Origin of the sequence: Rhizobium sp. R86522 (assembly GCF_042466255.1) — a bacterium.
Taxonomy (GTDB): Bacteria; Pseudomonadota; Alphaproteobacteria; order Rhizobiales; family Rhizobiaceae; genus Allorhizobium.
In genome coordinates, this window is record NZ_JAXHBX010000001.1 from 3,507,320 (window position 1) to 3,529,140 (window position 21,821).

The 21,821-nt window shown below is 60.0% G+C and carries 21 protein-coding genes and 1 pseudogene; 12 read left to right on the plus strand and 10 right to left on the minus strand.

The features are described from left to right. Window positions 1-2: 2 nt before the first annotated feature. From SJY08_RS16955 to rsmI, 9 genes and pseudogenes are all read right to left on the minus strand, one after another. Window positions 3-2,048: a hypothetical protein gene (locus SJY08_RS16955; RefSeq protein WP_377277083.1), complete on the minus strand. Its 2,046-nt coding sequence runs from the start codon at window positions 2,046-2,048 to the stop codon at window positions 3-5. A 651-nt stretch (window positions 2,049-2,699) separates the two neighbouring features. After that, a pseudogene (locus SJY08_RS16960) lies at window positions 2,700-2,930 on the minus strand (magnesium chelatase domain-containing protein); the annotation flags it as partial. 193 nt (window positions 2,931-3,123) lie between these two features. Then, the gene (gene gshB, locus SJY08_RS16965; protein WP_377277085.1) at window positions 3,124-4,071 is read right to left on the minus strand and encodes a glutathione synthase; all 948 of its coding nucleotides are present in this window, start codon (window positions 4,069-4,071) and stop codon (window positions 3,124-3,126) included. Window positions 4,072-4,167: 96 nt separating this feature from the next. Continuing rightward, on the minus strand, window positions 4,168-5,280 hold the full coding sequence (locus tag SJY08_RS16970) for a sn-glycerol-3-phosphate import ATP-binding protein UgpC (protein WP_377277087.1): 1,113 nt from the start codon (window positions 5,278-5,280) through the stop codon (window positions 4,168-4,170). A gap of 14 nt (window positions 5,281-5,294) precedes the next feature. Next, window positions 5,295-6,137 carry a sn-glycerol-3-phosphate ABC transporter permease UgpE gene (gene ugpE / locus SJY08_RS16975; RefSeq protein ID WP_377277089.1) on the minus strand — a complete coding sequence of 281 codons (843 nt, stop codon included), beginning with the start codon at window positions 6,135-6,137 and terminating at the stop codon, window positions 5,295-5,297. A gap of 10 nt (window positions 6,138-6,147) precedes the next feature. Continuing rightward, entirely contained in the window at window positions 6,148-7,029 is an 882-nt protein-coding gene (locus SJY08_RS16980; protein ID WP_054151226.1) for an ABC transporter permease subunit, read from the minus strand. Between the two features lie 69 nt (window positions 7,030-7,098). Beyond that, a complete protein-coding gene (locus tag SJY08_RS16985; protein ID WP_054151227.1) occupies window positions 7,099-8,397 on the minus strand; it encodes an extracellular solute-binding protein in 1,299 nt (432 codons plus the stop codon). 135 nt (window positions 8,398-8,532) lie between these two features. Further along, on the minus strand, window positions 8,533-8,901 hold the full coding sequence (locus tag SJY08_RS16990) for a YraN family protein (RefSeq protein WP_300889844.1): 369 nt from the start codon (window positions 8,899-8,901) through the stop codon (window positions 8,533-8,535). Then, window positions 8,898-9,815 carry a 16S rRNA (cytidine(1402)-2'-O)-methyltransferase gene (gene rsmI / locus SJY08_RS16995; RefSeq protein ID WP_377277092.1) on the minus strand — a complete coding sequence of 306 codons (918 nt, stop codon included), beginning with the start codon at window positions 9,813-9,815 and terminating at the stop codon, window positions 8,898-8,900. Before rsmI ends, SJY08_RS16990 begins: the two co-directional genes overlap by 4 nt. Window positions 9,816-10,040: 225 nt before the next feature. Between rsmI and dnaN the strand changes: the two genes are divergently transcribed. The 6 genes from dnaN to SJY08_RS17025 all read left to right on the plus strand — a co-directional run bounded on the left by dnaN (window position 10,041) and on the right by SJY08_RS17025 (window position 14,495). Further along, window positions 10,041-11,159, plus strand: coding sequence for a DNA polymerase III subunit beta (gene dnaN / locus SJY08_RS17000; RefSeq protein ID WP_054151229.1), 1,119 nt, complete (start codon window positions 10,041-10,043; stop codon window positions 11,157-11,159). Window positions 11,160-11,283: 124 nt separating this feature from the next. Then, entirely contained in the window at window positions 11,284-11,877 is a 594-nt protein-coding gene (gene pmtA / locus SJY08_RS17005; RefSeq protein ID WP_377277094.1) for a phospholipid N-methyltransferase PmtA, read from the plus strand. 116 nt (window positions 11,878-11,993) lie between these two features. Further along, on the plus strand, window positions 11,994-12,698 hold the full coding sequence (gene pyrF, locus SJY08_RS17010) for an orotidine-5'-phosphate decarboxylase (RefSeq protein WP_069042488.1): 705 nt from the start codon (window positions 11,994-11,996) through the stop codon (window positions 12,696-12,698). Between the two features lie 26 nt (window positions 12,699-12,724). Continuing rightward, entirely contained in the window at window positions 12,725-13,012 is a 288-nt protein-coding gene (locus SJY08_RS17015; protein WP_377277097.1) for a DUF1330 domain-containing protein, read from the plus strand. 138 nt (window positions 13,013-13,150) lie between these two features. Further along, complete coding sequence (locus tag SJY08_RS17020) at window positions 13,151-14,131, plus strand: complex I NDUFA9 subunit family protein (protein WP_054151233.1); 981 nt, start codon at window positions 13,151-13,153, stop codon at window positions 14,129-14,131. Between the two features lie 205 nt (window positions 14,132-14,336). Further along, complete coding sequence (locus SJY08_RS17025; protein ID WP_171901570.1) at window positions 14,337-14,495, plus strand: hypothetical protein; 159 nt, start codon at window positions 14,337-14,339, stop codon at window positions 14,493-14,495. A 64-nt stretch (window positions 14,496-14,559) separates the two neighbouring features. On the opposite strand, the gene SJY08_RS17030 is transcribed toward SJY08_RS17025, so the two are convergent. Further along, entirely contained in the window at window positions 14,560-15,366 is an 807-nt protein-coding gene (locus SJY08_RS17030; protein WP_377277100.1) for an undecaprenyl-diphosphate phosphatase, read from the minus strand. 141 nt (window positions 15,367-15,507) lie between these two features. Here SJY08_RS17030 and SJY08_RS17035 point away from each other — a divergent pair, with 141 nt between their 5' ends. The 6 genes from SJY08_RS17035 (at window position 15,508) to SJY08_RS17060 (ending at window position 21,786) form a co-directional block, all read left to right on the plus strand. Continuing rightward, complete coding sequence (locus tag SJY08_RS17035; RefSeq protein ID WP_054151235.1) at window positions 15,508-16,200, plus strand: glutathione S-transferase family protein; 693 nt, start codon at window positions 15,508-15,510, stop codon at window positions 16,198-16,200. 11 nt (window positions 16,201-16,211) lie between these two features. Continuing rightward, window positions 16,212-17,366: a tRNA epoxyqueuosine(34) reductase QueG gene (queG, locus tag SJY08_RS17040; protein ID WP_377277102.1), complete on the plus strand. Its 1,155-nt coding sequence runs from the start codon at window positions 16,212-16,214 to the stop codon at window positions 17,364-17,366. 3 nt (window positions 17,367-17,369) lie between these two features. Then, entirely contained in the window at window positions 17,370-18,251 is an 882-nt protein-coding gene (locus tag SJY08_RS17045) for an SDR family oxidoreductase (protein WP_377277104.1), read from the plus strand. 370 nt (window positions 18,252-18,621) lie between these two features. Beyond that, on the plus strand, window positions 18,622-18,984 hold the full coding sequence (locus tag SJY08_RS17050) for a septal ring lytic transglycosylase RlpA family protein (RefSeq protein WP_171901571.1): 363 nt from the start codon (window positions 18,622-18,624) through the stop codon (window positions 18,982-18,984). Between the two features lie 104 nt (window positions 18,985-19,088). Beyond that, window positions 19,089-20,381, plus strand: a complete 1,293-nt coding sequence (locus SJY08_RS17055) for an RsmB/NOP family class I SAM-dependent RNA methyltransferase (RefSeq protein WP_377277106.1) — start codon at window positions 19,089-19,091, stop codon at window positions 20,379-20,381. Between the two features lie 124 nt (window positions 20,382-20,505). Further along, on the plus strand, window positions 20,506-21,786 hold the full coding sequence (locus tag SJY08_RS17060) for an imelysin family protein (RefSeq protein WP_377277108.1): 1,281 nt from the start codon (window positions 20,506-20,508) through the stop codon (window positions 21,784-21,786). Window positions 21,787-21,821: the final 35 nt, after the last annotated feature.

Consider the following 21,821-nt stretch of genomic DNA (forward strand, 5'->3'; position numbering starts at 1 on the left):
AATCACCAAAGACATGGTACTGTCGTCTTACCTTCTGAAAGCTTCGCGTCGATCTCTCTGCATATCCGCTCAAACGCGCTCCAGAATCTGCTCTCCTGAAGCTTCAGAATGTAACCCTCAACAATAGCCATCCAAGGAAGCCAAACTCGTAAGAAGCGGGAGGGGTTTGTCGACAACATGCATTCTGCACGTCGTTCTAATCCCAGCTTCGCCAGATAAAGGTCTGACATAGATTTGTCGGAGATACGTAGCGCCCTCGTGTTCTTGTCCATGAGCGGCAACTCCTCAATTTCCCTCCCTTCAGGCGGAGACGAGCGCTGCGAGTTTCGATCAATCTGGGCGAACTCAAGGCCGGCTTCTAATCCAAGCAGCTTTCGCCTATAAAGCTCCTGCTCAAGGACTCCGAGCACTCTCGCGGCATGAGGAATACCATGCAGTGCAATCGCCTCCCATTGATCTACGAATTTACGGATCATCTCCTCCAAGACTGCCTTGGCTCCGTTCCTGTCGAGATAGAAGAACGGCATGATTCCGTCGGAGTGGTTCCCCAGCTCCTGATTCATCACCAACGCAAAATCATCCATTTCGGCGCTTCGGTTCAGTGCCGTCCGCCGGATAACCATCCTTGTTATCCGTAATCCCCCGATAAGGGGGTTGTTCTTGTGACGCCGTAGGAAGGCGGGCCACCATTCAGAGTCTATCGAATTGAGGCGTGACCTGACCCTAGGTTCTGAGGGTCGCTGATAGATCCATAGCCGATCGCTATCCGCCTTCCTGATCTGTGGGCTTGAGCGCAACATGCTGGTCATCTCGAGCCATTGCTCGAAAACTCGTTTTGCCGAGATTTGCTCGCCAACTTTCTTCGGCAGCCAGCCTCCTTCATCCAATAGCGGAGCATCGACTTCATTCAGCTTGCTGTTCAGCGGGCCATTTTTTCTGTTTTTTGTGCTCGTCGCTGTGACAAGCTCGAAGCGGCCCCGCCTCTCCCTTCCAGAAATAGCATTAATCTTTAGATCTTTGCATGGTTGACTGTTGAACGCCGAATCTATGATCAGAATATGGAAGGCGGCGTTCAGTGCTACGCTGGTAGCTTGGATATGTCCCTGGATCCAGACTGGATCTCCTACGCTTTTCATCAGCGTCGCCAACTTGCGTGTCTTGACCTTTTTCAGCCCGCGATGAAGGATTGCAGACACCAGCTTAAACACGAGGCCTTCGTATTGATCATCGTTGATGCCAAGTCGATTTCGGAACCACTGCCTGATCTTTCCTTTGCTCTGATTGTACTCTGCTAACAGGGATACAATCGCCTCCTCATCCGGAAGATGGGGATCCTCTTTGAGTCGTTTGCCCCGAATGAAGCGCTCACGTTCAATCTGAAACTCCTCGCAGAGGCACCTTCGAAGCTCCATCAATAGATCGGCATTGTGCCTGACAAACGCTTCCGCCGCTTCGAGGCGCCCAAGCCGGGTCGTGGAGAACAACCCCGCTTCTCGCGCGAGAGTGGCCAGTGTCGGCGTCCGCGCTTCCTTGTTTTCAGGAAGCCCGGCACTGAAAGTAAACTTTGGGGCGAAACCCACCCTCGAGAACGCCCCCAAAACAGATTTTATAGTATCTATTTCCGAGTTTATCGAACTTGTACTGGTTACACTCCCGAAAGAAAAGTCGTTCCGATCGCATAAAGCATCAAACGTATTTGCCAGACACTGCTCAATATCCTCGGTTTCTGGAAGTTTTCCACGGAATAGACTGTAGCAACTGTGTATTCTTCCCTCCGGACTTGACGGGTTCATTACCCCTTTTTCTCCCACGACTAAGAAAAATCTTACCATTCTCTTGAAGTAGGCGTAGCTCGTGGCGGGGGAATAAGCCGATGACCCATACACCGTGCGCCACACCCTCGCAAAATTCGCACAGAATTCTGATCCGTAGAGCAGAAGAAGGGGCGTTAGGTGGTAACGGGTCGGATGACCCTGAATCTGAAAAATGTATGTCTCGCTCACGTCTACCTCTGAATCCTTTACCAGAAACTCGAATCCATGACCCAAGCCAAGGATTCAATCCGCAAACTCCGAAAACAAATATCTAACAAAGATTCAGTCCTTCAAATAATAAAACGAATCCTTACGCAGCTAAAAATCTACACTATTTGACTTGATCGAACATAAATCCTTATCCCCTCAATTACTCTCGTCAAAATCCCACTCCTAGACGAACACGAATCAGCGTGTCCCAGCTATGGGAGCACAATTATACGCTATGTTGCAATATTTTTCTAAGCGCCGCGCGGGGATGTACTATTAATCCCATCCAAAAGAGGCGGATGCCACAGAAGGATCTTCAGTTTTTGGGAGTTGGGCGGGATAGGATGTGAGCGGGATCAGAGATTGCGCAGACGTGGCACTCACCAGCTTCAAGCCCATCTGAGGGCACGTCTCTTGAGCTAGCCTGCGGGGCGGATGGCGAAGGGGAACTTCGCTGCAATGACGAGCAGCCCCAAGGTCTACGGAACCATGCCGACATTAGACTTCTTCCTCGACACCTGCAGAGTTTGCAGGCGGAGCGCACACCTTCACTGGAGGCTTGCGTCAGTGACTCTGAATGCCCCTGATTATTTTGTATGGAGATGACATTGCGCGACTGGCCCTACGCCGTATGCCATTCGCCTCCATATTAGAAATTTTATGTGGCCTTAGCACCCCCTCTTTCGGCAAATCGGCTGGCGCGAGATTGACCGTCACCCGCTTGGCAGGAAGCGCCAGTCCCGACGCATGCAAGGCCGCCTGGACCCGTTCGCGGCTTTCGGCCACCGCCTTGTCCGGCAGACCGACGATCTGCATGCCCGTCTTGCCGGGCGCGACCATGACCTGAACTTCGACGGGCACACCCTCGATGCCCTGGAATGCAACCGTACTGACACGCGCTACCATTGCCCGCCCTCGTCGATCGACCTGAAGTCACCGCTGCAACTTCATATTGCGTGTGGCGACGAGAACAATCTCGCATAAGACGAGGGAGTGCGCAAGAACATTTGCGGAACACCTGCATCTTCAGATAGGTTTCAGGTTGCATCCAGTTGAACAACTGGCACAAGCCTCGAACTTCCAAAGAGGATTCAGTCGGTTAGGCCCGCTTGCGCTCGATGGCATCCCAGAGGAGTGCTGCGATATCGGCGCCACCGAATTTCTTCACCTCGCGGATGCCAGTCGGTGACGTCACGTTGATCTCGGTCATGTAGTCGCCGATGACATCGATGCCGACAAGCAGGAAGCCACGCTCACGCAGAGCGGGGCCGATGCGGGCGCAGATTTCCCGCTCGCGCGCGGTCAGTTCGGTCGGTTCCGGTCTGCCGCCCGCATGCATGTTGGAGCGGGCATCATGTTCGGCAGGAACGCGATTGATTGCGCCGACGGGCTCGCCATCAACAAGGATGATGCGCTTGTCGCCCTTGCGCACCGCCGGCAGGTAGCCTTGCGCGATAAAGGGTTCGCGGAACATCTGGCCGAACATTTCCATCAGCGAGGAAAAGTTGCGATCGTCGCGGGTCGAGTGGAAGACGCCGGCGCCACCATTGCCGTAGAGCGGCTTCAGGATGATGTCGCCCTGCTCCTCACGGAACCGGGCAATCTCGGCCGGATCCTTGGTGATCAGCGTGGGCGGCATCAGGTCGGCGAATTCGGTGACGAAGATCTTTTCCGGCGAATTGCGCACCCAGGCCGGGTCGTTGACGACGAGCGTCTTCGGATGGATGCGCTCGAGCAGATGGGTCGAGGTGATATAGGCCATGTCGAAGGGCGGATCCTGCCGCAGCAGGATGACATCCATGGTGGAGAGGTCGACACGCTCAGGCGCGCCGAGGGTGTAGTGGTCGCCCTTGACGTCGCGCAGTTCCATGGGCTCGACGGTTGCAAAGACCTTGCCGTCACGCATCGAGAGCCGGTCCGGCGTGTAATGGAAGAGCTTGTAGCCGCGGTTCTGGGCCTCGATGCTCATGGCGAAGGTGCTATCGCCCCCGATGTTGATCGTGGATACGTGGTCCATCTGGACGGCGACGTTTCTGATATTGGCCATGAGCTATCCCCTGCGATTGCCCAGCAGATTTAGGCGGCGCGCCGCGCGAAGGCAACGCCGCCGACCTTGAATTTTGCTGAAGCGATGGTGAAGCGCTCAGGCGAAGACCCGCTCGGCCTCCTGCGCGACCGGCTGCGCATCCGAAGGCGGCATACCTGCGTCCAGCCGGCGCCCCGTATCGACGGAGAACACATGCAGCTTGGACGGGGAAATGCGCAGCGGAAGCCGCTCGCTCAACTCGACATGCGAGGCGATGACCGCAGTCATCGGCTGACCTGCGACCAGACCGTGGACCAGACGCTGGGCGCCGAGTTCCTCGACATAGTCGATTGTCAGCGAAAACTGAGCATCGTTCTCATGGGTCAGAACGAGATCCTCGGCGCGCATCCCAAGACGGACCGGGCCTTCCGACCAGGCGCCGTCCACCGGGAGCGCGACATCCGCGAAGTGAAGCTGTCCGCCTTCGATGCGGGCATCGACGAGGTTCATGGCCGGCGAGCCGATGAAGCTTGCGACAAAGGTGGAGGCCGGGCGATTGTAGACCTCAAGCGGCGTGCCGATCTGCTCGATGCGACCGCCGTTCAGGACCACCAGGCGATCAGCGAGCGTCATGGCTTCCAGCTGGTCGTGGGTGACGTAGATCGCGGTGGTCTTCAGCCGCTTCTGCAGCTTGCGGATTTCGCCGCGCATGGTGACGCGCAGCTTGGCGTCGAGGTTCGACAGCGGCTCGTCGAAGAGGAAGACAGCCGGCTTGCGGACGATGGCGCGGCCCATGGCGACGCGCTGGCGCTGGCCACCAGAGAGCGCCCTCGGCTTGCGGTCGAGATATTTCTCGATCTCCAGCATCTTGGCGGCTTCTGCGACGCGGGCGGCGATTTCCGTTTTCGGCGTGCCGCGGTTCTTCAGGCCGTAGGCCAGATTGTCGTAGACGGTCATATGCGGATAGAGCGCATAGTTCTGGAAGACCATTGCGATGTCACGGTCTGCCGGCTCGACTTCGTTGACCACGCGGTCGCCGATCGAGATCGTGCCTTGCGAGATTTCCTCAAGCCCTGCCACCATGCGCAGCAGCGTCGACTTGCCGCAGCCCGAGGGGCCGACGAGCACGATGAACTCGCCATCCTCGATCTGGATGTCGACGGTATCGACAGCCTTGGCACCGCCCTTGTCGTAGATCTTGCAGACTTCGTTGATGTCGATGGACGCCATGATCGGCACTCCCTTTACTTGTCGGTTTCGGTGAGGCCCCTGATGAACCAGCTCTGGAACACCACCACCACGATCACGGGCGGCAGCATGGCAAGCACGGCCATGGCAAAGGCTTCGTTGTAGTCGGGGATCTGCGAGCCGATCCACACCTGGAGGATCTGCTTGATGCCGCGCATCAGGGTGTAGAAGCCCTCTTCCGTCGTCATCAGCATTGGCCAGAGATACTGGTTCCAGCCGTAGACAAACATGATGATGAAGACCGCCGCGATCATGGTGCGCGACAACGGTAAGAGCACGTCGATGAAGAACTTGAACGGACCCGCGCCGTCGATGCGCGCAGCCTCCAGGAGTTCGTCGGGCACGGACTTGAAGAACTGGCGGAAAAAGAAGGTCCCCGTTGCGGATGCCAGGAGCGGCAGGATCAGGCCCTGGTAGCTGTTCAGGAGGTTGAGATCGCTCATCACCTTGTAGGTCGGCAGGATACGCACTTCGAGCGGCAGGAGCAGCGTGGTGAAGATCAGCCAGAAGGCGAGCGTTGCAAAGCGAAAGCGGAAATAGACGATGGCATAGGCGGCCAGCATCGAGAGTATGATCTTGCCGATGGCGAAGCCCAGCCCCAGGATCAGCGAGTTCATCGCCATGGTCAGGCCGGTGACCTGGCCGGTGAAACCACCACTCTCAAACAGGACCTTTTCATAGGTCTCGGTGAAATGATCACCGACGGAGAGCATCAGGCCGTTCGAGTGGATCTCGGCCGCGGAATGCGTTGATGTGGTGAAGGCGACCACCAGCGGCCCGAGCATGAAGATCACGCCCGCGATCAAGATCAGGTGGTCGAAGAATTTGGTGCGGTACATGGCGCTCTCCTCAACCGTAATGGACGCGACGTTCGATGAAGCGGAACTGGATCATGGTCAGGACCAGCACGATCAGCATCAGAATGACTGACTGGGCCGAGGACGAACCGAGGTCGTTGCCGCGGAAGCCGTCGAGATAGACCTTGTAGACCAGCGTGATCGGATTGTTGGCGGCACTGTCTTTGACGATGACGTCGACGACGCCGAAGGTGTCGAAGAGCGAATAAGTCATGTTGATGATGAGCAGGAAGAAGGCGGTCGGCGCCAAGAGCGGGAGCGTCACGGTCCAGAAGCGGCGGGTGCCGGACTTGCAGTCCATCGTTGCCGCCTCCCGGATCGAATTCGGGATGCCCTGAAGCCCGGAGAGGAAGAAGATGAAGTTGTAGGGGATCTGGTTCCACACGGCGATCAGCACCATGGCAAAGGCCGTGTCGAAATAGTTGATACCAATCTTCATGTCCCAGCCGAACCACGAGACAAAGGTAACAAACGGGCCGATGTGCTGGTCGAAGAACATCAGGCCAATCAGGCCTGCTACAGGTGGGGCAATGGCGTAAACGATGATCAACAGGGTCTTGTAGGTCGACTGCCCTCTGATGACCGCATCGGCCTTCAAGGCGAGCAGCAGGCCGAGAGACAGGACGAGAAAAGTGACGATGACGCTGAAAGCGACCGTGAAGCGCGCGATGCGTCCGTATTGGGACGCCGAGAAGATGTCGCCATAATTGCTCAAGCCGACAAAGGTCGATCCGAAGCCGAAGGGATCTTCGATGTAGAAGGAGGACTGGATCGCCTGCACAGACGGCCAGTAAAAGAAGATCGCGATGATCGCCAACTGCGGCAAAAGAAACAGGTAAGGCAGAAATCGCGAATTGAACTGGACGCGCTTCATCAGGGGCCCCTTAATGGAAAGCCCGGGGACCGATGGTCCCCGGGAACGACATTGGACAGGACGGTTCTATCAGCCAGCGGTCTTGGCGAAGCGGGCGAGGATCTCGTTGGCTTCGGCTTCGATCGTCTTGAAGGCGTCTTCTACGGTGACTTCACCCGAGAAGATCTTGACGAATTCGCGGTTCATCACGTCGCGGATCTGCGGGTAGAAGCCCATGCGATAGCCCTTCGACCACTCACCACCCGGCAGCATCAGCTGCTGCAGGCCGACTTCTGCCTGAGGGGTGCGGTCGTAGTGACCGTCCTTCTTGGCCAGTTCATAGGCAGCAGTCGTCAGCGGCACGTAGCCGGTTTCCTTGTGGTAGTAGTACTGGATTTCCGGCGAGGCGATGAAGTTGAAGAAGTCGCCGGTGCACTTGTTCTCTTCAGCCGACTTGCCTGCCATGGCGAACAGAGCCGCGCCGCCGATGAAGGAATTCGTGCCGGAACCCGCGATGCCGCTCCAGTTGGGCATCAGGGTAGCAGCAAACGGCATGGTGGCGGTCTTCAGGAGGCCGCCGAAGGAACCGGAAGAACCGACCCACAGAGCAACCTTGCCTTCTTCGAAGGGCTTCTGGTTGTCGTTCCAGCCTGCGCCGTAGAAGGCGAACATGCCGGCATCCTGCCATTCCTTGAGCTTGGAGAACATCATCCGCTGCTCTTCGGTGTTGACCAGGATCTTGGTGTCGACGACGCTGTCGTAACCGTTGTTGTTGGTCGCGAACTGCAGGTTGTTGCGCGAATGGAAGTTCTCGACCATCTGCCAGGGCAGGTGCGACTGGACGAGCGGAATGTAGCCGGCTTCCTTGAGCTTCGGAGCGATGGCTTCAAACTCTTCCCAGGTCTTCGGGGCTTCGACGCCAGCCTTTTCAAGGGCTTCGACGTTATAGTACATGATCGGCGCCGAAGACGAGAGCGGCATGCCGACAAACTTGCCGTCTGCATCGGCGTAGAAGTAGCGAACGCCCTGGATGTAGTCTTCGGCGTTGAAGGTGTGGCCGGCTTCGCGGATGATGTCTTCAGCGGCGACGGTTGCACCCTTGGCATTGATGATGGTGGCAGCACCGGCATCGAAGACCTGCAAGATGTTCGGGTGCTGGCCCGAACGGAATGCAGCAATGCCAGAAGCCAGAGCTTCTTCATAGGTGCCCTTGGACACAGGCGTCAGAACACAGGCGGTCTGGGCTGCATTGAACTTGACGGCCAGTTCGTTCAGAACTTCGCCGTTGCGGCCGCCCATGCCGTGCCACCAGGTGATGTTGGTCGCGGCAAGCGTCGTCGATGCGGTCATGGTCAGGGCCAGAGCGGCCAGGGAAATCTTCTTGATCATGGGTTAGATCCTCTCCACCGGTTGTTGCGGTGAGGGCTCCAATAGGGCCGATCCATGACAGCGACTTGAATCTTTTATGACAGACCTGTCACAATGAATGGGTTTCGAAAAATCGTGATCGAAACTCAAACGAAGCTAAAATGCGCCCTCGAAATGGACAGGCCAGCGCCACGGCTGCACGACGATGATATCATGGCGAAGTGACAGGCGTGTTGCATCGGATTGCCTGCGAAGCCAATGATCTGCGGCATTGGCGATGCGGCGCTCGGCCTCGTGGCCAACCGCATCGACGCCGGCGCGCAGGTCTTTTCGAGCTTTCACTTCGACAAAAATCACCAGATCGCCGCGACGGGCGATGATGTCCACTTCGCCGGCTTTCGTCTTGTAGCGGAGCGCCACGATCCGGTAGCCCTTGAGGAGGAGCGCGAGGGCGGCCCGGTATTCCGACCAGCGGCCCAGCCTCTCGGCGCGGATGCGTTTTCGATCCGCGCCTCTGGGCGTCATGCGGCCCCCTTGAGTTCCAGCAGCCGCTGGTAAAGCTCCTTGCGCGGCAGGCCGGTCAGCTTTGCGGCTTCCGTTGCGGCCTTGGCCGTCGGCATGGTGTTCGACAGCTCGGCGAGCAGGCTATCGACATCAGCGGCGTCGGGCGCTGCATCTGGGGCGGGCGGGCCGATGACGAGCACGATCTCGCCCTTGACCGTCTTTTCGGCATAGTCGCTGGCGAGCTCTCCGAGCGGACCTCTACGGAACTCCTCGAAAGTCTTGGTCAATTCGCGGCAGACTGAGGCCGGCCGATCGATGCCCAGTTCGTCGGCTGCCGCGACAAGCGTATCCCCGATCCGGTGCGGGGACTCGAAGAAGATCAGGGTTGCCGGCACCTTGGCGAGTTCGCGAAGTCGGTCGCGCTTGGCCTTGTCCTTGGTCGGCAGGAAACCGGCAAACAGGAAAGCGTCGTTCGGCAAGCCGGAACCGACAAGGGCCGCGAGCGGTGCGGAGGCGCCGGGGATCGGCACGACGCGGTGGCCCGCCTCGATCGCCAACTGGCCGAGGCGATAACCGGGGTCGGAGACGAGCGGCGTGCCGGCATCGGAGACAAGCGCCACCGACTTGCCGGCTTCGAGGGCGGCCAGCAGCCGGGCGCCTGCCTCGTCGGCATTGTATTCGTGATAGGCGTAAGGGCGGTTCTCGATGCCGTAGCGGTCGAGAAGGACTTGGGTGACCCGTGTATCCTCGCAGGCGAGCACGTCTGCACCGGCCAGCGTTTCGAGCGCGCGGATGGTGATGTCGCCGAGATTGCCGATCGGGGTCGCGACCAGATAAAGCGCAGGCTCCAGCGGTCGCGCCGCGACCGGCGTGTCGTTGAGGCGATAGCGCTTCGAGGTGGCTGCAACCGGCTGATTTTTGTCTTCTGTTGTCATGGCGCCTTTATCCTCCACCCCCATGCTCGCGGCAAGGGTGCCCGGCCCATAAACCATTCCGGCAAGCTCTGCTGGGGACTGGCGTGGAAAACCTTGGAGCCTCTTGCTTTTCCCGCAAATTTGCTGCCATTTTGCCCGTCCACATCGTCCGGCCCGGGGACTGCCCGGCCCCTATTTTCCGATCCGGAACTCCGGAAGACGACACGTCGAAAGCGGTAGCATCCCATGCGTATAACTCTTGAACGGTCCAATCTCCTCAAGTCCCTCAATCACGTGCACCGCGTGGTTGAGCGTCGCAACACGATCCCGATCCTGTCGAATGTGCTGCTGAAGGCCGAGGGCGCCGAGCTCGATATGAAGGCGACGGACCTCGACCTTGAGATTACTGAGGGCACACCTGCCATGGTCGAGCAAGCCGGCGCCACGACGGTCCCGGCACATTTGCTTTATGAAATCGTGCGCAAGCTGCCCGACGGTTCCGAGGTTCTGCTCGCCACCAATCCGGATGGCGGCACGATGACGGTGGCGTCCGGCCGCTCGAAGTTTTCGCTGCAGTGCCTGCCGCAGTCGGACTTCCCGGATCTCACCGCTGGCACCTTCACCCATTCCTTCAAGATGAAGGCATCCGATTTCAAGATGTTGATCGATCGCACCCAGTTTGCGATCTCGACGGAAGAGACCCGTTACTACCTGAACGGCATCTTCCTGCACACGATCGAGGCGGGCGGAGCTTTGAAGCTGCGCGCCGTTGCAACCGACGGCCATCGCCTGGCGCGCGCCGATGTCGACGCACCCTCGGGTTCGGAAGGCATGCCCGGCATCATCATTCCGCGCAAGACGGTCGGGGAGCTGCAGAAGCTGATCGACAATCCGGAGCTGATCATCGGCATCGAGATCTCCGATTCCAAGATCCGCCTGTCCATCGGCTCCGTCGTTCTCACGTCCAAGCTGATCGACGGCACCTTCCCGGACTATCAGCGCGTTATCCCGCAGGCGAACGACAAGGAAATGCGCGTCGATTGCCAGACCTTCGCGCGTGCCGTCGACCGCGTCTCGACGATCTCGTCCGAGCGTGGCCGCGCCGTGAAGCTGGCGCTGGCCGATGGTCAGCTGATGCTGACGGTCAACAACCCGGATTCGGGAAGTGCGACGGAAGAAGTCGCCGTCGGCTATGAAAGCGACGCGATGGAGATCGGCTTCAACGCCAAATATCTCCTCGACATTACCGCCCAGCTTTCCGGCGACGACGCGATCTTCCTGCTCGCAGATGCCGGCTCTCCGACGCTCATTCGTGATACGGCCGGCGCCGACGCGCTGTATGTCCTGATGCCGATGCGCGTGTAACGCGCCCCGTCTCTGGCGGGTCGATGGCTCGCTAGCGTCATTCTCTCTTGCAATTGCGACAAAACGACCCAAAATTGTCGCAATGCGCTCGAACAATCGAGCAGCAACAATAAGAGGGACGACCATGGCTATCCGATTGAAGGAACGGTTCGAGAAAAAATTCGACGAGGAAATCCGTTTCTTCAAGGGCATGATGCAGGGTCCCAAGACAGTCGGCGCGATCGTGCCGACGTCTTCGGTGACAGCAAAGCGCATGGCGAGTGTCATCGATGTGAAGTCGGGCCTCCCGGTACTCGAGCTCGGCCCCGGCACGGGCGTGATCACCAAGCAGATCCTGGCGCGCGGCGTGCCGCCCGAGAAGATCGTTTCGGTCGAGTATTCCGAGGATTTCTACCGCCGCCTGGTCGAGGACTACGCCGGCGTCAACTTCATCCACGGCGACGCCTTCGACCTCGAAAACACCCTGGGTCGTTTCTCAGACCAGACCTTCGATTGCGTCATCTGCGCCGTGCCGATGCTGAGCTTCCCGATGGAAGCCCGTATCCAACTGCTCGAAGACCTGCTGTCCCGCATCCCCGAAGGCCGCCCCGTGGTGCAGATCACCTACGGCCCGGTGTCGCCTGTTATCGCCAAGCCCGATCGCTATCACATTCAGCATTTCGACTTCGTCGTGCGCAATATCCCGCCCGCCCAGCTCTGGATCTATCGCAAGGCCTGATCGGCCAGTTTTGCGGAGAACGGGGGATCGTCGATCCCCCTGCCCTTGTCATGCTTGCGATTTGACGCGCGGCATGCGAGTGGACGGGGCATGGAGATCTGGCAGGAGTCTTTGTCTTGAGCGCACGTCATCGTCTCATCGTCGGACTGGATGTTCCGACTGTCCAGGAAGCGGAGCGCGTCGTCTCGACACTCGGCGACAGCATCTCATTCTACAAGATCGGGTATCAGCTCGCCTTTGCCGGCGGATTGGAATTTGCCCGCGATCTCGCGAAAGAAGGCAAGCAGGTCTTCCTCGACATGAAGCTGCTGGACATCGACAACACGGTGGCGTCTGCGGTCGAGAACATCGCGCGCATGGGCATGACCATGCTGACCCTGCATGCCTATCCGAAGGCCATGGCGGCAGCCGTCAAGGCGGCCGAGGGATCCGGTCTTTGCCTGCTCGGCGTGACGGTGCTGACCTCCATGGACGAACAGGATCTGACGGATGCCGGCTACGAATACGATCCGCATACGCTCGTGCTGAAACGCGCCGAACAGGCCCGCATCGCCGGCATGGGCGGGATCGTCTGCTCGGCAGAAGAGGCGTCGGCCGTGCGTGGAATCGTCGGACCGAAACTTGCGATCGTCACCCCCGGCATCCGCCCGACAGGCGCCGACAAGGGCGACCAGAAGCGCGTCATGACGCCGTCTGACGCGATTGCCGCCGGATCGAGCCACCTCGTCGTCGCTCGACCGATCGTCAAGGCAGAGGATCCGAAGGCGGCAGCGCTTGCGATCCTCGCCGAGATGGACGAGGCGCTGCTCAAGCAGCATTAAGCACAGCCGATATGGGAGGAGAGACCATGGCCAAGGGATACTGGATCGCACGCGTCGATATCCGCGATGCGGAGCACTACAAGGATTATGTCGCCGCCGCGAAGCCGGCCTTCGAGACATATGGCGCCAAATTCCTCGCAAGAGGTGGTGCCTATACCCTGGTTGAGGGCGATGGGCGGGCGCGCAACGTGGTGATCGAGTTCCCCACCTATCAGGCCGCCGTCGATTGCTACAACTCGCCGGAGTACCAGATCGCCGCCAAGATCCGCCAGGAAGTGGCGGACGGGGAAATCGTGGTTGTCGAGGGCATCTGAGCCCGCCCTGCCCCTGTGTCTCAATGTCCGGCGGATGCGGCCTTGACGGCCCTTTCCCCCGCCGGGCGATTCGGTTAAGAGAGGCCAGCCAGATCGCGCATATCGTGTGCGCCTATATATAGTTCAGGGGAGCCGTCCATGACCTTGTCCAACCTTCCGCCGCTCGTCACCGTTTTCGGGGGCTCGGGCTTCGTCGGACGGCATGTCGTCAGGGCACTCGCCAAGCGCGGCTACCGTATCCGTGTTGCCGTTCGCCGTCCTGATCTCGCAGGTTTCCTGCAGCCGCTCGGCAATGTCGGCCAGATCTCCTTCGTCCAGGCCAACCTGCGTTACCGCTCATCGGTCGATGCCGCGGTCCAGGGCGCCGACCATGTCATCAACTGCGTCGGCATCCTGTTCGAAAGCGGTCGCAACGGCTTCGACGCCGTGCAGGAATTCGGCGCACGCGCGGTTGCTGAAGCCGCCCGTTCGGTCGGCGCGACGCTGACCCACGTTTCGGCGATCGGTGCCGATGCCAAGTCCGACTCCGTCTATGCCGCGACCAAGGGTCGTGCCGAAGCCGCGGTCCAGTCGATCCTGCCCGACGCCACGATCCTGCGTCCGTCGATCGTCTTCGGCCCGGAGGACGGCTTCTTCAACAAGTTTGCCGCCATGGCTCGCCTGGCGCCGGCGCTGCCGCTTGTCGGCGGTGGAAAGACCAAGTTCCAGCCTGTTTATGTCGGTGACGTCGCCGAGGTCGTGGCGCGCTCCGTCGACGGCTCGATCGCCCGTGGCAAGATCTACGAACTCGGGGGCCGTGATGTCGCGACCTTCAAGCAGTGTCTCGAGATGATGCTGGAAATCGTCGGCCGCAAGCGTGCGCTTGTCACGCTGCCCTTCGGCATCGCGTCTCTGATCGGCAGCATTGCCTCTGCCGTGCCGCTGATCACGCCGCCGCTCACCAGCGACCAGGTCAAACTTCTGAAGAAGGACAATGTCGTGTCGGCCGCTGCCAAGGCCGAGGGGCGCACGCTGGAAGGCCTCGGCATCGAGCCGGTGACCATGGCCGCAATCCTCCCGACCTATCTCGTGCAGTACCGCGTGCATGGCCAGTACACAGGGACCGGCAAGGCGGCCTGAGGCCGCCTGAAGTCGCCTTTTGCAGAGCTGCAACCTTAACCGCCGTTGCACAAAAGACGCAGCCGCGTGAAGACCTGCGTTAACTCAGGATAAAGCAAGTTCGCCTATTGATGGCGGTCGCGGCAATGCGTAAAGACTGGCCCCCAACGGCCGGACGGCAACGATTGCCGGCCCTCATTTTCAGTCAGTCTCAAGAGGCATTTCCATGGGCAAGCCTATCGCACTGTTCTTCGCATGTGCGGCACTGGTCATCATCGCCGGCTCCTTCGTCGCCCCGACCACGGTGGCGGCCCGCAAGGACAACTGCTCGCCTGCCTATGGCATCGACCCCTGCTCGACGGCCTCGATACCGTCGACCAACTGATCTCCCAAAATCGAAAAGGCTGCCCTTCGGGACAGCCTTTTTTCTTGTCTCCGCTCTGCCGGCTTCAGCCGAACATCAGCAGACCGATGATACCTGCTGTGCCGACGGCAATCCGCCACCAGGCAAAGGGCGCATAGCCTCGTTTTGAAACAAAATTCAAAAGCCCCCTGACGACAAAGAGCGCCGAGATGAAGGCTGCCACGAAGCCGATCGCGATGATCATGGTGTCGTCGACGGTCAGCGCGTTGCGGTTCTTGTAGAGATCGAGCGTGAAGGCGCCGAGCATGGTCGGCATGGCGAGGAAGAACGAAAACTCGGCTGCCGAGCGCTTGTCAGCACCGAGCAGCAGCGCGCCGACGATCGTCGCACCGGAACGAGATGTGCCCGGGATCATCGCGACGCACTGGCAAAAGCCGATCTTGAGCGCAAGCGACAGCGGATATTCGGTGACGTCGTGATACCGGGGCTTCAGCGGCAGGCGGTCGATCCAGAGCAGGACGAAGCCGCCAAGGATCAGCACGACACAGATCAGCATCGGCGTCTCGAAGAGCACGGTCTTGATGAAGTCATGCGCGAGGAAGCCGATCACGGCAGCAGGCAGGAAGCCGAGGAGAACCGCACCAACGAAGCGACGGCTCTCGGCGCTGGTCGGCAGCGACAGGGCAATCTTGAGCAGCTTGGCGAAGTAGACGCTGAGGATGGCCAGGATTGCGCCCAGCTGGATCAACACCGCAAATGTGTTGCCCGGCGATTCGAAGCCGAGGAAATGGCCGGCCAACAGGACATGGGCGGTGGAGGATACCGGCACGAACTCGGTCAGGCCTTCGATCAGGCCAAGGACGAGCGCGCTGATAATGGATTGGTCTTCCATGAGGTCTCCTTCAAGGGGAAGGCAAAGTGATTTGCTTGTATTGCCGGGGCCGAAACCCTATAGCTTGGAAGCCGCGCTGATGACCAGCCGCTTCGACAGCCTGCGCTGCGGCCACTGAAAAATCCGAGAATCCGAGTTCCGATGCCGACCCTGTATCATCACACGATGTCCACCGCGTCCCGTTTCATACGCCTGGTCCTGTCCGAATACGGCTTCCAGACGGATCTGGTGGAGGAACAGACCTGGGAGAAGCGCAAGGAGTTCCTCGCCTTCAATCCCGCCGGCACGTTGCCCGTCTATGTCGACGACAACATGCGGGCACTGTGCGGCCCGACCATCATTTCCGAGTTCATCGACGAGACGCATGGCGTGTTGAAGCGCGACCGGCGCCTGTTTGCGGAAGACCCGTTCCAGCGGGCCGAGATCCGCCGGCTGACGGAATGGTTCCTGCAGAAGATGGAGCAGGATGTCACCAAGCCACTGGTGCGCGAGCGGGTGCACAAGCTTATCATTCCCAATGGCCTCGGTGGCGGCGCTCCCGATTCCAAGGTTCTGCGTACGGCGCGCTCGAACATTCGCCATCACATGAAATACCTGACTTGGCTTTCCGGTTCGCGCCAGTGGCTCGCAGGAGACCGCATCAGCTACGCCGATCTCTCGGCGGCAGCGGCTGTTTCCGTGCTTGATTATCTCGGCGAGATCGACTGGAACGAATTTCCGGTCGCCAAGGAATGGTATCAGCGCATCAAGTCGCGGCCGTCCTTCCGCCCGTTGCTGACAGAGCGCGTGCGCGGCATCACGCCGGTGTCGCACTACGCCGATCTCGACTTCTGACGGTTATCTTCATGGACGAGCCGCAGATCGATCCCAAGATCCGGAAGCGGCAGGCAGACCTCACGCGTTTCCTGCGTCAGGAGGCACATGCCCAGGGCTTCGATCTCTGTCGCATCACGCTGCCGGACGCCATTCCCGAAGCGCCGGCAAGGCTCGAGACCTTTCTCGAGGCCGGACGGCACGGCACCATGGCATGGATGGAAGAGACGAAGGAGCGTCGTGCCGATCCACGGGTGCTATGGTCGGATGTGCGCTCCATCGTCATGTTCGGGATGAACTACGGTCCGGACGAGGATCCCCGGCTTCTGCAGTCGCAAACCGACAAGGCGGCAATCTCCGTCTATGCCCGCAATCGCGACTATCACGACGTGATCAAGGGACGCCTCAAGGAAGTGGCGACGCGGTTTGCGGCGCGTGCGGGCGAAGACGTCAAGGTCTTCGTCGACACCGCGCCCGTCATGGAAAAGCCGCTTGCGGCGTCAGCCGGCCTCGGCTGGCAGGGCAAACACACCAATCTCGTCAGTCGCGACTTCGGATCTTGGCTGTTTCTCGGCAGCCTCTTCACCACAGCGGACCTGGAGATCGACGCGCCGGAGCGCGATCATTGCGGGTCGTGCCGGGCCTGCCTCGACGCCTGCCCGACGGACGCCTTTCCGGCCCCCTACCAGATCGATGCTCGGCGCTGCATTTCCTATCTGACGATCGAGCACAAGGGTCTGATCGACCGGGCGCTGCGTCCCGCTTTCGGCAACCGCATCTATGGCTGCGACGACTGTCTCGCCGCCTGTCCCTGGAACAAGTTCGCAGCCTCGGCCCGGGAGATGAAGCTTGTCGCGCGCGAAGACCTCAAGGCCCCCGACATCGCCTTCTTCCTGACGCTGGACGATCCGACCTTCCGCACCTATTTCAGCGGCTCGCCGGTCAAGCGGATCGGGCGGGACCGCTTTGTGCGCAATGTGCTGATTGCGGCCGGAAATTCCGGCTCTCGCGATCTGGCGCCGGCCTGTGAGAGGCTGCTGACGGACGGCTCGGCTGATGTGCGTGGCATGGCCGCCTGGGCGCTGTCCAGGCTTCTGCCGGCGGATCGCTTCGCCGCTCTGCAGAGCGCGCATTTGATGACGGAAACGGACGAGCATGTCCGACAGGAATGGATGACGGAGAGCTGACGCATGCGCTTGATGATTTTTGGAGCCGGCTATTCGGGTAAGGCAATCGGCAAGCTTCTCGGCAGCGAGGGCGCCTCTGTCGCCGGGACCACACGGAGTGCAGAGAAGGGCGAGGCGCTTGAGGACATGGGAATCCGGCCCTTCGTCTTCGACGGCACGAGCCTGTCGGAGCCCGTTCTTGCCGAACTCGCCGAGACCACGCATCTCGTCCAGTCGATCGCGCCCGGCAGTGAGGGCGACCCGCTGATCCGGCTCTGTGGCCAGGCGGGCATTAAGGCCTTGATGCCAAAGCTCGAATGGATCACCTATCTTTCGACCGTCGGCGTTTATGGTGATCATCACGGTGCCTGGGTGAACGAGGAGACGGAGCTGAAGCCGGTCTCTGTGCGCTCAGTGGAGCGCGTGGAGGCCGAGCAGGCGTGGCAGGTGGTCGCGGCACGGGACAACCTGCCTCTCGCGATCCTGCGGCTCTCCGGCATCTATGGTCCTGGCCGCAACACCTTCATGAACCTAGCCAACGGCACGGCGCGCCGCCTCGTGAAGAAAGACCAGGTGTTCAACCGCATCCGGGTCGAGGACATCGCATCCGCCACGGCGTTCCTGGCCGGCCCGAACACAGGCGGGATCTTCAACGTCACCGACGACATGCCCTCCCCGCCGCAGGACGTGGTAACCGAAGCTGCCCGCCTGATGGCGATGGATGCACCACCCGAGCAGCCTTTCGAGACGGCGGAGCTGACCCCCATGGCGCGCTCCTTCTACGGCGAAAACAAGCGGGTTTCGAACGCCAAGATGAAGTCGCTCGGATTCAACTTCCAGTACCCGAATTACATGATGTCGCTGGCCGATCTACTTGCCTCCGGCACATGGAACCAACGGGCCTGAAGGGGCGTTTTACGGGGTCAAACTTTGCGCTCTAAGCGCCAGAATGCCGATGCAGACGAGCGTCTGGCCCCGTCCGCACCACAATTTGGGCAGCAAATATGACCTCTGAGCAAAATTTTTCTTCACCGATTCCGTGAATGCCGCAAACGGTGGAATCGTGAGTTTTTAATTCCATGAAGACTCATGAAATCAAACGATTTTTCTGTATAATTCACATTTCATTAAGGTAAAGATCCGTCTTCCGTTCATCACGAACGTTACAGGCTGTAATGTTTCGTGATTATCTGCGGGCACGTTTTTGCCATTTTTGACCCTGCCTAGCCGTCGGCACGCAAAAAACCACTCGTGTCAACGACTAGGGACGTAGATCTTGATCATCAACCGCCGCTCTGCTTTCGCCGCTGCAACTATTGCTGCACTCTTTGCTTTCGCACCTTCGAGTGCAAACGCAAAGTCGTCATGCGGTGGCGCATCCTGGTATGCGCTGACATCGAAGACGGCTTCCGGCGAACGCATGAACCCGACGAGACTGACGGCGGCCCACAAGACCCTGCCATTCGGCACCAAGCTGAAAGTCACCAATGCGCGAAGCGGCAAGAGCGTTGTCGTCCGCATCAACGATCGCGGTCCCTTCATCCGCGGTCGCGTGCTCGACCTCTCCAAGGCCGCGGCCCAGAACATCGGCATGATCCGCTCGGGCCATGCCAAGGTCTGCTACGAGATCATCGGCTGATTGGCTGCAATTCCGGGAGCGGCGATTGGTTCGTCGGGTTTTAGGCGCTTGCTCTTGCCCTTGATCGCCGTTACCACGCTCTCTTCTTTCAGAGGAGAATGACCATGCGCTTGGGCGGCCGTCTTGCCGGTGCGATCGAAGTTTTGAGCGATATCGAGACCCGTCGCCGACCCGTTGCCGATGCCCTCAAGGATTGGGGCCTTTCGCACCGTTTCGCCGGTTCCGGCGATCGTGCTGCCATCGGCAACATCGTCTACGATGCCCTGCGCATGAAGCTTTCCCATGCATGGCTGATGGATGACGACAGCGCCCACGCGCTCGGCTGGGCCGTTCTCTTGCGCCAATGGGGCATGAGCCTTGAAGCGCTCCAGGCGGAACTCGAAGGTGACAATTTTGCGCCGGCGGCGCTCTCTGAAACCCAGGTGCAGGCCTTTACCTCCCGCGACCTTTCCGATGCCCCGCTGCATGTCCAGGGTGACATTCCCGATTGGGTGCAGCCTTCGTTCGAAGAAGCCTTCGGCGACGAATGGCTGGCCGAAGCCAAGGCACTGGCCACCCGGCCGACGCTCGATCTGCGCGTCAACACGCTGAAAGCCAACCGAGACAAGGTGCTGAAGGCACTCGATCGCTCCGGCGCCAAGGCGTCGCCGATCGCCCGTTTTGGCATGCGCGTGCCGGCTGGCGAAGGCCCGTCACGCCTCCCGAACGTTACGGCAGAACTCAGCTTCCAGAAGGGCTGGTTCGAGGTTCAGGACGAGGGCTCGCAGATCGTCGCCGATCTCGTGACGCCGCGCGAAGGCGATCAGGTTCTCGATTTCTGCGCCGGCGGTGGCGGCAAGACGCTCGCCATGGCGGCTGCCATGAACAACAAGGGCCAGGTGCACGCCTATGACGCCGACCGCAAGCGGCTGGCGCCGATCATCGAGCGGCTGAAGCGCGCCGGCACCCACAACGTCCAGGTCCACGACAGCACCAAGGGGCTGGCGAGCCTGAAAGAACGCTGCGACCAGGTACTGGTCGACGCGCCCTGCACCGGCACTGGCACCTGGCGCCGTCGCCCTGACACCAAGTGGCGGCTCACCGACCGTAACCTGCAGGAGCGCATTGCCCAGCAACAGGAAGCGCTCACCGAGGCTTCGACCTTCGTCAAGCAGAATGGCTCGCTGCTCTATGTCACCTGCTCAGTTCTGCCGGAGGAAAACGACCGACAGGTCCAGGCCTTCTGCGAGGCCAATCCGAGCTTCGAGATCGTCTCCGTGGTCGAAGACTGGACGCGTCTTTTCGGTGCTTCAGCGCCGAAGCCGCGATCGGCGGATGGCAAGACGGTGACGCTCAGCCCCGCCAGCATGGACACCGACGGCTTCTTCTTCTGTCGGATGCGCCGTCGCCCGACGTGACTTGATCATCGTCAATTCCAGCGATCAATTCGTATACTCGACTATTTGACACCAGTTTCTTTTTGCGCGAAGACATGGCCGTCCGTTCAATACGAGGCGTCCATCGGCGCCGAAGGGAGACACCATGATCCGGAAATCCGTCATCGGCGCGTCCGTCGCGCTGCTCGTCACATCGGCTGCGATTTTTGCCGGCCCTGCATTGGCTGCGCCTGCGCCCAAGGACGTGCTGACGCACTATGCAGAGCTTGCCCATGCCAAGTTCGAGGACTCGCTCTCGACCGCCAAGGCGCTCGATGTGGCCATCGATGCGCTGATCGCGAAGCCCAGCGACGAGACGCTGAAGGCGGCCCGCGCAGCCTGGATTTCCGCCCGCGTTCCCTATCAGCAGACCGAGGTCTATCGCTTCGGCAACCCTGTTGTCGACGATTGGGAAGGCAAGGTGAATGCCTGGCCGCTCGATGAAGGCCTGATCGACTATGTCGATGCTGCTTACGGCACCGAAAGCGACGGCAACGCGCTTTACGTGGCCAACGTCATCGCCAGCCCGAAGATCAAGATCAACGGCGAAGAGGTCGACGCCTCCAAGATCACGCCGGAGTTCCTGGGCGAGACCCTGCATGAAGCCGGCGAAGTAGAAGCCAATGTCGCGACCGGCTATCACGCCATCGAATTCCTGCTCTGGGGCCAGGATCTGAACGGCACCGGTCCGGGCGCTGGCAACCGTTCCTACACCGATTATGACACGGCCAATTGCACCAATGGAAATTGCGACCGCCGCGCCGCCTATCTGAAGGCCGCGTCGACGCTGCTGGTCCAGGACCTCGAAGAAATGGTCGCCGCCTGGGCGCCTGAAGGCGAGGCGACAAAAAACGTCCTCGCCGACGAGAAGAAAGGCATTTCCATCATTCTGACCGGCATGGGCTCGCTCTCGTATGGCGAACTCGCGGGCGAGCGCATGAAGCTCGGCGTGCTCCTGCATGATCCGGAAGAGGAGCATGACTGCTTCTCCGACAATACACATGCCTCTCATCTGAACGACGCCGTCGGCATCGCATCCGCCTATACCGGCGAATACACCCGCGTCGATGGCACCAAGATGACCGGTCCGTCGCTGTCGGAACTCGTCGCCGCCAAGGATCAGGCGCTCGATACGGAAATGAAGGGCAAGCTCGACAAGACTCTCGCTGCAATGAACACGATGGCCGAGCGTGCAGAGACCACCGAAGCCTATGACCAGATGATCGGCGAAGGCAATACCGAGGGCAATGCCGCCGTGCAGGCCGCCATCGACGGGCTTGTTGACCAGACGCAGACCATCCAGCGCGTCATTGCGTCGCTCGACCTCGGCACGATCGAGCTTGAAGGCTCCGACAGCCTTGATAGTCCTGAGGCCGTCTTCCAGTAAGCAGCAAAGGCGGGCCGCCCCGTCCAGGGGAGCGG

Coding starts and splice junctions, on each gene's coding strand:
- gshB (WP_377277085.1), bottom strand. CDS start 4,071: ATGGCCAATATCAGAAACGTCGCCGTCCAGATGGACCACGTATCCACG.
- SJY08_RS16970 (WP_377277087.1), bottom strand. CDS start 5,280: ATGGCGTCCATCGACATCAACGAAGTCTGCAAGATCTACGACAAGGGC.
- ugpE (WP_377277089.1), bottom strand. CDS start 6,137: ATGTACCGCACCAAATTCTTCGACCACCTGATCTTGATCGCGGGCGTG.
- SJY08_RS16980 (WP_054151226.1), bottom strand. CDS start 7,029: ATGAAGCGCGTCCAGTTCAATTCGCGATTTCTGCCTTACCTGTTTCTT.
- SJY08_RS16985 (WP_054151227.1), bottom strand. CDS start 8,397: ATGATCAAGAAGATTTCCCTGGCCGCTCTGGCCCTGACCATGACCGCA.
- SJY08_RS16990 (WP_300889844.1), bottom strand. CDS start 8,901: ATGACGCCCAGAGGCGCGGATCGAAAACGCATCCGCGCCGAGAGGCTG.
- rsmI (WP_377277092.1), bottom strand. CDS start 9,815: ATGACAACAGAAGACAAAAATCAGCCGGTTGCAGCCACCTCGAAGCGC.
- dnaN (WP_054151229.1), top strand. CDS start 10,041: ATGCGTATAACTCTTGAACGGTCCAATCTCCTCAAGTCCCTCAATCAC.
- pmtA (WP_377277094.1), top strand. CDS start 11,284: ATGGCTATCCGATTGAAGGAACGGTTCGAGAAAAAATTCGACGAGGAA.
- SJY08_RS17015 (WP_377277097.1), top strand. CDS start 12,725: ATGGCCAAGGGATACTGGATCGCACGCGTCGATATCCGCGATGCGGAG.
- SJY08_RS17020 (WP_054151233.1), top strand. CDS start 13,151: ATGACCTTGTCCAACCTTCCGCCGCTCGTCACCGTTTTCGGGGGCTCG.
- SJY08_RS17025 (WP_171901570.1), top strand. CDS start 14,337: ATGGGCAAGCCTATCGCACTGTTCTTCGCATGTGCGGCACTGGTCATC.
- SJY08_RS17030 (WP_377277100.1), bottom strand. CDS start 15,366: ATGGAAGACCAATCCATTATCAGCGCGCTCGTCCTTGGCCTGATCGAA.
- SJY08_RS17035 (WP_054151235.1), top strand. CDS start 15,508: ATGCCGACCCTGTATCATCACACGATGTCCACCGCGTCCCGTTTCATA.
- queG (WP_377277102.1), top strand. CDS start 16,212: ATGGACGAGCCGCAGATCGATCCCAAGATCCGGAAGCGGCAGGCAGAC.
- SJY08_RS17045 (WP_377277104.1), top strand. CDS start 17,370: ATGCGCTTGATGATTTTTGGAGCCGGCTATTCGGGTAAGGCAATCGGC.
- SJY08_RS17055 (WP_377277106.1), top strand. CDS start 19,089: ATGCGCTTGGGCGGCCGTCTTGCCGGTGCGATCGAAGTTTTGAGCGAT.
- SJY08_RS17060 (WP_377277108.1), top strand. CDS start 20,506: ATGATCCGGAAATCCGTCATCGGCGCGTCCGTCGCGCTGCTCGTCACA.